Origin of the sequence: Klebsiella sp. CN_Kp073 (assembly GCF_040065495.2) — a bacterium.
GTDB lineage: Bacteria > Pseudomonadota > Gammaproteobacteria > Enterobacterales > Enterobacteriaceae > Klebsiella > Klebsiella aerogenes.
Map to the genome: position 1 here is coordinate 2,185,420 of NZ_CM198051.1, position 12,149 is coordinate 2,197,568.

Sequence of the window (12,149 nt, forward strand, 5' to 3'; positions counted from 1 at the left end):
ACTTTTGCATAAAGACAAGAAACAGGAATTACGCAGACAAATAACGCAAAGTGATGTTATTAGCGTCGCCATATACTGTCGGCACTGATTACAAAACAGGTAGCCCGCAATGAGTACAACAACAAAGTTATCGGCAAGCTATGTGGTCATCGGCGTAAAAGAAAAGATAGGCTATGGCTTAGGTGATTTCGCCTCTAATTTATCGTTCGGTTTTGTCTCTTTATTCCTACTGTTTTTTTATACGAATATTTATGGCATCAGCGCGGTACAAGCGAGCCTGATCTTTGTGATTGCCCGGGTGATTGACGCAATATTTAATATCCTGATTGGCTTTGCAATTGATAAGACGCAGAGTAAATATGGCAAACTGCGTCCCTGGCTATTATATGGTGCGATACCGTTAGGTTTTTTAACCGTGCTGTGTTTTGTGCCGTTTGGCGGGGAGGCTAAATTTTATTTCGCGCTTGCTTCTTATACCATTTATTGTCTGGCCTATACGGCGGTTAACACGCCTTATTCGGCATTGACCAACCGCCTGACGCAGCATGAAGCCTCGCGCTCGTCGCTGTCGGTATACCGCTTTGTGTTGGCGATTGTCGGCTATCTGATTGTTTCCACGACCGCCGACTGGCTGATTTCGCCTTTTAACGACAAACAAATGGGCTATGTCTTTGCCGTTTCCTGTTTTGCGCTGTTAGCGACTTTTATGTTTCTTGCCTGTTTTGCCATGACCACGGAGCGAGTTGGCGAAGAGGATAAAATGAATGCGCCGACGCTTCGGGAAATGTTCCGTGCGGTATTAGGTAATGCGCCACTAATTCATCTGTCATTATTTACCGTGTTTTTCTATATCGCTTATACCGTATGGATGGCGATCGCCATTTACTTTATTAAATACATCATCGGCAGCGAAGGTTTCACCGCTACTTTCTTCATGGTTCAGTCAGGCGCTTATATCATTGGTACCATTGTTTCCGAGAAAGTGATTGCGCTAATGGGGAAAAAGAAAATGGCGCTACTGGCATTGTTAATTGGCGTGCTGGGAGTGCTGATGCAATATTTTATCGCCGGTAATAATCTGTGGCTGATAATGATTGGCGTGTGCCTTTACAGCATTACGCTAGGCATGGGCTTTGTCGCCATGTGGTCGATGATTGCCGACACCGTCGAATATGCTGAATGGCATCACGGCGTACGCTCTGAAGGCGCAATCTACGGTTTCTTTAACTTCATCACCAAAATTGCGATGGCGATTGGCGGCGGTTGCGCGGGCTGGATGCTGGATCTCTATCACTATGATGCGGGTAATGTGACCAGCGATGCAATTAATGGCATCAATATTCTGATGACGCTTTTCCCCGGCGCGATGTTCGCCATCAGCGCCATCTTCGTGGCCTGCTATTCGTTGGATGAAAAAACCTATCGCGATATTGTGCAAAAAATCAGCCTGCGTAAGCAAAACGCGCTTTAACCTCAAGGAGTCAGAGAGATGAATAACGATTTTAGTACCCTTATCGCCGCCATGACGGCAGAGGAAAAAGTGGCGCTGCTGACCGGCAGCGGCCTGTGGCGCACGGCTTCGTTGCCGCAGCATGGTATCCCCGATATCGTGATGACCGATGGGACCTACGGCGTGCGCTATAGCAGCGCGCAAATAGATGGTAATGAAAAGTGGAGCATGGATGACTTCATCTCGGTGATTACTCAAACTGCCGACCAGGCCAGCGCCGAAGAGCCTGTCGCGAAGGGCGGCAGCGAAGCGTTGTTCAGCGCCTCGCTGCCGGCCACCTGTTTTCCGAATGGCTCCAGTCTGGCCTGTAGCTGGGATGTTGAACTGGTACGGGAGATGGGGGAAGCGCTGGGTCGCGAATGCCAACAGATGGGGGTGGGTATTCTATTGGGGCCGGGAATTAACATTCGGCGCACCCCGCTGGCTGGACGCGGCTATGAATACTACTCTGAAGACCCGATCGTCAGCGGTGATATCGCCGCGGCGCTGATTAACGGCTTACAGGCCGAAGGCGTCGGCGCCAGCCTTAAACATTTTGCCGCCAATAACTCCGAGTATCGGCGTACCGAAATGGATTCGATTATTGAGGAGCGAGCGCTGCGTGAAATCTATCTCGCCGGATTTCAACGAGCGATAGCCAAATCCCGGCCGTGGACGGTGATGTCTTCTTATAACCGTCTTAATGGCGTCCAAACATCGCAGGATCCGTTCTTACTGACCCAGGTATTGCGTGATGAATGGGGATATGACGGTCTGGTGATGTCCGACTGGTACGGTATTAAAGACCGTCCGGCATCGCTGCTTGCCGGCAACGACCTGGCGATGCCGGAAACCCGCCGGGACAAACAAACCCTGCTGGCGGCCATCACCTGCGGCGAGGTACCGATGTCGGTGGTTGACCGGGCTTGTTTGCGGATGCTGGAGCTGGTCGATAAAGTACAACGACATCGCCGGCCGCGAATGCGCGCTGACTTTGCCGCACACCATGCGTTATCGCAGCGTTTAGCGGCAGAATCCATCGTATTGCTGAAAAATGAAGACAACCTGCTGCCGCTGAAACCACATAAAACCCCGCGCATCGCGGTGATCGGTAAGCCCGCACAGGAGCCGGTTATTCAGGGCTCAGGTTGTGCCACCACGGTTCCGTATTTGCTCGACCGTCCGCTGGATGAGATTTTCGATCTTGCCGGGGACGACTTTAAGGTTACGTGGTCGCCGGGCGCGCCAGACGACAACCAAAGCGACGAGCAGGCTCTGGCGCAGGCGCGCGATGTTGCCGGGGCCGCCGACGTGGCAGTGGTTTTTGTCAGCACGGCGGTTGGCGAAGATGGCGAAAATGGCGATCGCCAGGATCTGAATATTCTCCCCGCGCACGAACAGCTGATCCGCGAGGTCGCTGCGGTACAGCCGAACGTGGTGGTGGTGTTGGCCAACAGCGATGCGGTGGTGATGCCATGGCTTGGCGAATGCCGGGCGCTGCTGGAAACCTTCTTCGCCGGACAGGGGATGGGGCGCGCCGTTGCTGAAATTCTCTTCGGTAAGCGCAACCCCTGCGGTAAGCTGACCGTCACGGTGCCAAATACGCTCGAAGAGACGCCCGCCTGGCTGCAGTATCCTGGGGAAAACCTGCGCCATCATTATGGCGAAGGGCTATTTGTCGGCTATCGCTATTACGATAAGCGCAGTCTTACGCCTCTTTTCCCGTTTGGCTTTGGCCTGAGCTATACCCAATTCAGCTATGCCAATCTTTCGCTTTCCACAGCGCGGCTTGCCGAAGGCGACACCCTGTATGTAGCGTTTGATTTAACGAATACCGGCGATTATGAGGGCAAAGAGATTGTACAACTGTACGTTGCGGCCCCGAAGGGGGAGCTTATCCGCGAGGTTCGCGCGCTGAAAGCCTTTTGTAAAGTGTCGTTGCTGGCGGGAGAAACGCGTCGGGTCGAGCTCGCGCTGCCTGTCGCTGATTTAGCCTGCTATCATCCGGGGCTGGCGGATTGGCTGGTGACCCCTGGGCAGTGGCAAATCTACGTGGGCGCTTCGTCACGCGATCTTCCATTAACGGCAAGCGTTAAGATTGATTGCCCTGCGCGCTACGTACCGTTACGCGACGACAATTCTCTCCAGCAGCTTATTCAACAGCCGGAAGCCTTTGCCCGCGTGGTGACGCTGATATCGGCGAAAAGCGGTGTAGCGCCAGACCTGGTACGGGAAAAGCTTATCCGCCTGGCCCCGGATCTGTTCTGTGGTTTGCTGATTGCATTGACTGAATTCCTGGCGCTGGATATCGATCGCAATGAACTCAATGCCGTGCTGGCGGGTCATCAATAAACAAAAGTTCAGGAGGTAATCCGTGTTCCCGTTTTCAGTGACGCATCCTCGTTAGGTAACGCAAAGCGGGCAGCCGGCGACCAATAGCGGCTACGAGCTGATCGCCTTCGACGCCGAGAAACTCAACGTCTTTGCCGCCGAGGTACGCTACTGCGAACCTCACTGGCACCCGGCGCCGGAGCTAATCACCGTCCTTCATGGCGGTTTTACGCTGGCCGTCGGTCAGCGGGAGTGGCTATTGCGCGAGGGCGATATGCTGTATATCAACGCGGAGGAAGTGCATTCACTCAGCGCGGAGATGGCCGGTAGCCAGCTGGTCACCGTGCAATTTTCGCCAGGTCTGTTTGATGAAATGCATCCCTCTCCACGGCTGGAGTGGTGTACCGCCGGACGTATTGCGCAGAACGCGGATTGGCAGGTGCGACAGCGGCTAACGGCGCTGCTGCAACAGCTCGTCGATAACCGTACGCCATTCCAGCGCATCGCGGCGATTTATTTACTGCTTGATGCGCTGGTGACGGCAGGGGAGCCGCAGGAGCGCGAAGAGAGCTCGCTACGCGAAGAGTCGATGATTAAAAAAGGCATTGATTATATTAATCTGCATTACGATCGGCCACTGACGTTGAGCGAAGTGGCCGAGCACAGCGGCATGAGCTATTCGTGGTTTTCCCGGCTGTTTAAGCGGGTGAGTCGTTACAACTTTAAAGAGTATCTGACTCTGGTACGGCTGAATAAGGCCCGTAATCTGCTGAGGGATACGCGTACGCCGATCACCGAAATCAGCCATAGCTGCGGTTTTCAGGAGCACAAATACCTGATCGCCGCCTTTAACAAATACTGCGGATTGACGCCGACCGAGTACCGTAAACGCTTTGTTTCGCGGCAAAACGTCCTCGACCAGCAGCTGGCGCTCGGCGAGGACTGTGTATGCCTGCCATTAAACGGCCAACTGCTGGCGCGGCTGGCGGTTAGTAATCAATCCCCATCTGCGCTTTAACCCCCGCGTCAAAGGCATGCTTTATCGGGCGTAGCTCGCTGACGGTATCGGCCAACTCGATAATTTCGCGATGGCAGCCGCGCCCGGTAATCATCACCGTTTGATGCGCAGGGCGGTTTCTCAGCGCCGTCAGCACCTCTTCCAGCGGCAGATAGTCATAGGCCACCATGTAGGTAAGTTCATCCAGTAGTACCAGATCCAGGTTGTCGTCGGCCAGCATGCGCCGCCCGTGCTGCCAGACATCGAGGCAGGCTGCGGTATCGCTTTCGCGATTTTGCGTATCCCAGGTAAATCCAGTGGCCATTACCTGAAACTCGACGCCGTGCGGCTCCAGTAAATTACGCTCGCCGTTAGGCCAGGTTCCTTTGATGAATTGCACCACGCCGGCTTTTTTGCCGTGTCCAACCGCGCGGGTGACGGTACCGAAGGCGGCGGTAGTTTTGCCTTTACCGTTTCCGGTAAATACCATGATCAGCCCGCGTTCTTGCTGGGCGGCGGCGACCCGCGCATCGACTTTGTCTTTTACCCGCTGCTGGCGCTCGCGGTAACGTTGATCGCTCATTGGGATATCCCTGGTTTACGCCCTGGCTGGGCATCAAAGGTCATACCGGTTTTACGTCGGCTATCGTCGCCCATCAGCCATAAATAGACCGGCATGATATCGGCAGGGGTTTTCAGCTTTTGCGGATCTTCGGTCGGGAAAGCGCTGGCGCGCATTTTGGTGCGCGTCCCGCCAGGATTAATACAATTTACCCGCAGATGACGGCTTTGGTACTCTTCGGCCAGTACCTGCATCATCCCTTCGGTGGCGAATTTCGAGGCCGCGTAAGCGCCCCAGTTGGCGCGGCCCTGGCGGCCAACGCTGGAAGAGGTAAACACCAGCGAACCGGAATCAGACTTGAGTAATAAAGGAAGAAGCGCCTGGGTGAGCATAAAAGTGCCATTAACGTTCACCTGCATCACCTGCTGCCATACCTCAGGATCCTGCTGGTCCATCGGACATACGTCGCCAAGCAGGCCCGCGTTGTGCAATACGCCGTCGAGACGCGGGTAGTGAATGGCGATTTTCTGCGCCAGCTGCTGGCACTCCTGCGGCGTGCAGGTCAACAGGTCGAGGGTGAACCAGCGTGCCGCAATACCGCCAGCCTGTTCAATTTCTTGCGCGACGCCGCGCAGCTTTTCTTCATTGCGGCCGACCAGTACCACGCTTGCGCTGTAGCGCGCATAGGTAAGGGCGGCTTCACGGCCGATGCCGTCGCTGGCGCCGGTGACCAGAATGATACGGTCTTTAAGTAGGTGAAACTGCGGTTGATAGTGCACGGCGACTCCTCTGCTGGCCTGCTTATGGCCACATCTTATTCGGTATCTTACTTTTGCGCTTTATGCCTCAAACGATTGATGATTGCAATCAGTCAAAGGGAAACTCTTCGCAGAATTAATATCTTGCAACGATTTCATTGCGACAAAAAAAACGGGAATGCGCCTCGCAGCGCACGGAAAGCGCAGAGACTTGATGATAAAGGCTGATGTACACTGTGCGTCAACGTCAGTGCTTTACACAAGGTGAAAACGTGGAATTACTTGCTCAATACGGCTTATTTTTAGCCAAGGCTGCGACTATCGTCGTTGCCATTGCGGTTATCGCCGCCATTATCGTTAATCTGACTCAGCGTAAGAAGCAGCGCGGCGAGCTGCGGGTGACGAATCTTAGCGAGCAATATAAGGAGATGAAAGAAGAGCTGGCGGTGGCGCTGCTGGATGGCCCGCAGCAAAAACTCTGGCATAAAGCGCAGAAGAAAAAGCATAAGCAGGAAGCCAAGGAGGCCAAAGCGCGGGCAAAATTGGGCGCCGCGGAGCCCAGCGGCAAGGCGCGTATCTGGGTGCTGGATTTTAAAGGCAGCATGGATGCCCACGAGGTAAGCGGCCTGCGCGAAGAAATTACGGCGGTGCTGGCTTCGGCGAAGGCGCGCGACCAGGTGGTGGTGCGTCTGGAAAGCCCCGGCGGGGTGGTTCACGGCTATGGCCTGGCTGCATCGCAGCTGCAGCGCTTACGTGATAAACAGATCCCACTGACGGTTGCGGTCGATAAGGTCGCTGCCAGCGGCGGCTATATGATGGCCTGCGTGGCGAACAAAATCGTCTGCGCGCCGTTTGCTATCCTTGGCTCGATTGGCGTAGTGGCGCAGATCCCCAACATCAATCGCTTCCTGAAAAACAAAGACATCGATATTGAACTCCATACCGCCGGGCAATATAAACGCACGTTAACCATGTTGGGTGAAAACACCGAGGAAGGCCGGCAGAAATTCCGCGAAGATCTCAATGAAACCCATCAGCTTTTTAAAGATTTCGTACATCAGATGCGCCCGTCGCTGGATATCGAAAAGGTAGCGACCGGCGAGCACTGGTACGGCGTGCAGGCGCTGGAAAAAGGGCTGGCGGATGCGGTACAGACCAGCGATGAACTCCTGTTGAGCATGATGGATAACCATGAAGTCATTAGCGTGCGTTATCAGCAGCGTAAGAAGTTGCTCGATCGCGTTACCGGTAGCGCGGCAGAAAGCGCGGACCGTCTATTACTTCGCTGGTGGCAGCGTGGGCAAAAGCCCTTAATGTAAGATAAAACAACGCGAGGCTGATACCTCGCGTTGCTGTTTCTGGCTGGCTTAAGCCGAGAGCCGGCCCATCAATGACTGGCTATTAATCAACCAGGTGATACTTATCTGACAACTCATGAGCGAGATATTTGAACATGTTAAATACCGCGGTGCTCTTCGCTGTCGGCAAACCTTGCTCATCAAGATAAAACTCGCCGCTGAACACCAAAACCCCGTTACGCTGAACGACGTTGGTGGCTTCAATTCCGGCTAACGTATCTTCATGATCGCGAATGAGTTGATTGGCAATTTCAAGTAACGCCTGGCGTTCGATGGGTTGGATTGTACCTTGCATAACGGACTCCTGTAGTTCTTCGCCGGTAGTCTACGCCGCGAGAGGGCAACGGGCAAATTTTCCATTGATTGTGCAGGGGTAATTGCAACTGGCTAAGAAACATCACTTTACTGGCGGAGTTGGCTTTTGCATGCTAATAAAGTTGCGTAACGAATTTTATCAGGTACAGTGTGACGCTTTCAGCGATCTGGCAACAGATTTGCTTGACATTCGGCCAAAAATTCTTCGTGCTATGCAACCTGGCTCGCTAAAGCCAGCAAACTCAGCTATCTGGTTTTATGGATGTGAAACTGGGCGTGCAGAGGGTTGATATCCATCGACGTGGCCGCAACATATCAGGCACGTCGCTAGTGGATGGTGAATCAATGTGCGATGTATTCCTGGATGAATTAAATTAGGTAAAGGTGAATATGGGTAAAGCTCTCGTTATCGTTGAGTCCCCGGCAAAAGCCAAAACGATCAATAAGTATCTGGGTAATGACTACGTGGTGAAATCCAGCGTCGGTCATATCCGCGATTTGCCGACCAGTGGCTCAGCTTCCAAAAAGAGCGCCGACTCTACCTCCACCAAAGGGGCTAAAAAGCCTAAAAAGGATGAACGTGGCGCTCTGGTCAACCGCATGGGTGTAGACCCATGGCACGACTGGAATGCGCATTATGAAGTACTTCCGGGTAAAGAAAAGGTAGTTTCAGAACTCAAACAGTTGGCGGAAAAAGCCGACCACATCTATCTCGCAACCGACCTTGACCGCGAAGGGGAAGCCATTGCCTGGCACCTGCGGGAAGTTATCGGTGGTGATGAGCAACGGTACAGCCGCGTGGTGTTCAACGAAATCACCAAAAACGCGATTCGTCAGGCCTTTGAGAAGCCGGGCGAGCTGAATATCGATCGTGTTAATGCCCAGCAGGCGCGCCGCTTTATGGACCGCGTGGTGGGGTATATGGTTTCTCCACTGCTGTGGAAAAAAATTGCCCGCGGTCTGTCCGCTGGCCGCGTGCAGTCTGTCGCAGTCCGCCTGGTCGTTGAGCGCGAACGCGAAATTAAAGCCTTCGTTCCGGAAGAGTTCTGGGAGATCGACGCCAGTACTACCACGCCGGGCGGCGACGCGTTACCGTTGCAGGTGACTCACAAGAATGACAAGCCGTTCCGTCCGGTTAACCGTGACGAAACCATGGCGGCCGTCGCGCTGCTGGAAAAAGCGCGATATAGCGTGCTGGAGCGCGAAGATAAGCCGACCAGCAGCAAGCCGGGCGCGCCGTTTATCACCTCCACGCTGCAGCAGGCCGCCAGTACCCGTCTTGGCTTCGGCGTGAAGAAAACCATGATGATGGCCCAGCGTCTGTATGAGGCCGGCCATATTACCTACATGCGTACCGACTCTACCAATCTGAGTCAGGATGCGCTGAATATGGTACGCGGCTATATCGGCGATAACTTCGGCAAAAAATACCTGCCTGAAAGCGCGAATCAGTACGCCAGCAAAGAAAACTCGCAGGAAGCGCACGAAGCGATTCGTCCTTCTGACGTGAATGTGATGGCGGAATCGCTGAAAGACATGGAAGCCGATGCGCAGAAGTTATATCAACTGATTTGGCGTCAGTTCGTCGCCTGTCAGATGACGCCGGCAAAATACGACTCAACCACCCTGACGGTACAGGCCGGCGAGTTCAAACTAAAAGCCCGCGGTCGTACGCTGCGCTTTGACGGCTGGACGAAAGTGATGCCAGCGCTGCGTAAAGGCGATGAAGACAGGACGTTACCGGTGGTCAATCAGGGCGACAGCCTCAGCCTGGTGGAACTGACACCTGCGCAGCACTTCACCAAACCGCCTGCGCGTTTCAGCGAAGCCTCGCTGGTAAAAGAGCTGGAAAAACGCGGCATCGGTCGTCCGTCCACTTATGCGTCGATCATTTCGACCATCCAGGACCGCGGCTATGTACGCGCCGAGAACCGCCGCTTTTACGCTGAAAAAATGGGTGAAATCGTCACCGACCGTCTGGAAGAGAACTTCCGCGATCTGATGAACTACGATTTTACCGCACAGATGGAAGATCGCCTCGATCAGGTGGCCAGTCATCAGGCTGAGTGGAAACAGGTACTGGATAACTTCTTTGGCGATTTCACTTCCCAGCTACAAACGGCTGAGAAGGATCCTGAAGAAGGCGGTATGCAGCCGAACCCAATGGTGCTGACCAGCATCGACTGTCCGACCTGCGGGCGTAAAATGGGCATTCGTACCGCCAGTACCGGGGTATTCCTCGGTTGCTCTGGCTACGCTTTGTCGCCGAAAGAGCGTTGCAAAACCACCATTAACCTGGTACCGGAAAACGAAGTTCTCAACGTGCTGGAAGGCGATGATGCCGAAACCAACGCGCTGCGCGCTAAACGTCGCTGTCAGAAATGCGGCACCGCGATGGACAGCTATCTTATCGATCCGAAGCGTAAACTGCATGTCTGCGGTAACAACCCGACCTGCGACGGCTACGAGATTGAAGAGGGCGAGTTCCGTATCAAAGGCTATGACGGCCCTATCGTGGAGTGTGAGAAATGTGGTTCCGAAATGCACCTCAAAATGGGGCGTTTTGGTAAGTACATGGCTTGCACCAATGACGAATGTAAAAATACGCGTAAGATCCTGCGTAATGGCGAAGTGGCTCCGCCGAAGGAAGATCCGGTGCCTTTACCGGAACTGCCCTGCGAGAAGTCCGACGCTTATTTCGTCCTGCGCGATGGCGCGGCGGGCGTTTTCCTGGCGGCAAACACCTTCCCGAAATCACGTGAAACACGTGCGCCGTTAGTGGAAGAGTTGTACCGCTTCCGCGATCGTCTGCCTGAAAAGCTGCGTTATCTGGCCGATGCGCCGCAGCAGGATCCTGAGGGCAATAAAACGCTGGTACGCTTTAGTCGTAAGACCAAGCAACAGTACGTCTCCTCCGAGAAAGAGGGTAAAGCGACCGGCTGGTCCGCCTTCTTTATCGACGGTAAATGGACTGAAGCGAAAAAGTAACCTTCTGAATGGGCCGCGATGCGGCCCATTCTTTCTTCGATTTTCCTCGCACTACCGCCTCGTCATTGTCGCTTTATAACCGACTTATTATTTTTTGTTACCATCTATACACTGTAGATATAAATGATATAGTGGTTATAGCGAATCACTTTTTTATTATTAAATCGTCTTATACACCATCGGTCTCAGCACGCGTTGTGGCGCAGGTTCGGCGTGCCGCAGGGCATCTCTGGCATTTTGCCGCCGGCAGGCAGCAGTCTGAACGTAATGGGTATTAAGCGGATTCATTTGACGCGTTTACGGATATCAGCCATGAAACTACAGCAACTCCGCTACATCGTTGAGGTTGTTAACCATAACCTGAATGTCTCCTCTACCGCCGAAGGCTTGTATACTTCACAGCCAGGCATCAGCAAGCAGGTACGCATGCTGGAAGATGAGTTGGGAATTCAGATATTTGCCCGCAGCGGTAAGCATTTAACTCAGGTCACTCCAGCCGGTCAGGAAATTATTCGCATCGCGCGTGAAGTGTTATCTAAAGTTGAGGCCATTAAATCCGTGGCAGGCGAGCACACCTGGCCGGATAAGGGCTCGTTGTACGTTGCCACCACCCATACGCAGGCGCGTTACGCGCTCCCTGGAGTGATTAAAGGCTTTATTGAGCGTTATCCTCGGGTCTCTTTGCATATGCATCAGGGGTCGCCGACGCAGATTGCAGAAGCGGTTTCGAAGGGTAATGCCGACTTTGCCATTGCTACCGAAGCGCTGCATCTGTACGACGATTTGGTGATGCTGCCGTGCTATCACTGGAACCGTTCAATTGTGGTGACGCCGGACCACCCGCTCGCTTCGAAAGGTTCGGTGACCATTGAAGAGCTGGCGCAGTATCCGCTGGTAACTTATACCTTCGGCTTCACCGGACGTTCTGAGTTGGATACCGCGTTTAATCGCGCCGGGCTTACTCCACGTATCGTCTTCACGGCGACTGATGCCGATGTCATCAAAACCTATGTGCGCTTAGGGCTTGGCGTTGGAGTTATTGCCAGCATGGCGGTCGATCCCGTGTCCGATCCAGACCTGGTAAAACTCGATGCCAATGGTATTTTCAGCCACAGCACCACCAAGATAGGCTTCCGCCGAAGCACCTTCCTCAGAAGTTATATGTATGATTTTATTCAACGTTTTGCGCCGCATTTGACGCGAGATGTGGTCGATACGGCCGTGGCGCTACGTTCGAATGAGGATATAGAGGCCATGTTCAAAGATATTAAACTGCCGGAAAAATAATCGAATTGATAAATGGCATTTCCTCCGGGGAGTGCCATTTTCTATTATGGACCTTATCAGAACT

Annotated in this window: 9 protein-coding genes; 6 read left to right on the forward strand and 3 right to left on the reverse strand. The window is 53.6% G+C overall.

Annotated elements, in window-relative coordinates; genetic code table 11:
- The first annotated feature begins 109 nt into the window (after positions 1 to 109).
- The 3 genes from ABLV66_RS10530 to ABLV66_RS10540 all read left to right on the forward strand — a co-directional run bounded on the left by ABLV66_RS10530 (position 110) and on the right by ABLV66_RS10540 (position 4,838).
- Complete coding sequence (locus ABLV66_RS10530) at positions 110 to 1,471, forward strand: MFS transporter (RefSeq protein WP_045393167.1); 1,362 nt, start codon at positions 110 to 112, stop codon at positions 1,469 to 1,471.
- Between the two features lie 18 nt (positions 1,472 to 1,489).
- Positions 1,490 to 3,841 carry a beta-glucosidase family protein gene (locus tag ABLV66_RS10535; protein WP_348876435.1) on the forward strand — a complete coding sequence of 784 codons (2,352 nt, stop codon included), beginning with the start codon at positions 1,490 to 1,492 and terminating at the stop codon, positions 3,839 to 3,841.
- 97 nt (positions 3,842 to 3,938) lie between these two features.
- The gene (locus ABLV66_RS10540) at positions 3,939 to 4,838 is read left to right on the forward strand and encodes a helix-turn-helix transcriptional regulator (RefSeq protein ID WP_228339536.1); all 900 of its coding nucleotides are present in this window, start codon (positions 3,939 to 3,941) and stop codon (positions 4,836 to 4,838) included.
- Here ABLV66_RS10540 and cobO read toward each other — a convergent pair.
- A complete protein-coding gene (gene cobO / locus ABLV66_RS10545; protein WP_348876434.1) occupies positions 4,810 to 5,400 on the reverse strand; it encodes a cob(I)yrinic acid a,c-diamide adenosyltransferase in 591 nt (196 codons plus the stop codon). The two genes, ABLV66_RS10540 and cobO, sit on opposite strands and share 29 nt — an antisense overlap.
- Entirely contained in the window at positions 5,397 to 6,158 is a 762-nt protein-coding gene (locus ABLV66_RS10550) for a YciK family oxidoreductase (protein ID WP_047045014.1), read from the reverse strand. Before ABLV66_RS10550 ends, cobO begins: the two co-directional genes overlap by 4 nt.
- Positions 6,159 to 6,409: 251 nt before the next feature.
- Here ABLV66_RS10550 and sohB point away from each other — a divergent pair, with 251 nt between their 5' ends.
- Complete coding sequence (gene sohB / locus ABLV66_RS10555) at positions 6,410 to 7,456, forward strand: protease SohB (RefSeq protein ID WP_047045013.1); 1,047 nt, start codon at positions 6,410 to 6,412, stop codon at positions 7,454 to 7,456.
- 82 nt (positions 7,457 to 7,538) lie between these two features.
- Here sohB and ABLV66_RS10560 read toward each other — a convergent pair whose 3' ends face one another.
- Positions 7,539 to 7,790 (reverse strand): YciN family protein, encoded by a 252-nt coding sequence (locus tag ABLV66_RS10560; RefSeq protein ID WP_348876433.1) that lies wholly within the window; start codon positions 7,788 to 7,790, stop codon positions 7,539 to 7,541.
- A 410-nt stretch (positions 7,791 to 8,200) separates the two neighbouring features.
- Between ABLV66_RS10560 and topA the strand changes: the two genes are divergently transcribed.
- Positions 8,201 to 10,798, forward strand: a complete 2,598-nt coding sequence (topA, locus tag ABLV66_RS10565) for a type I DNA topoisomerase (RefSeq protein ID WP_348876432.1) — start codon at positions 8,201 to 8,203, stop codon at positions 10,796 to 10,798.
- Positions 10,799 to 11,110: 312 nt separating this feature from the next.
- Positions 11,111 to 12,085 carry an HTH-type transcriptional regulator CysB gene (gene cysB / locus ABLV66_RS10570; protein ID WP_015705738.1) on the forward strand — a complete coding sequence of 325 codons (975 nt, stop codon included), beginning with the start codon at positions 11,111 to 11,113 and terminating at the stop codon, positions 12,083 to 12,085.
- The last annotated feature ends 64 nt before the right edge of the window (positions 12,086 to 12,149 follow it).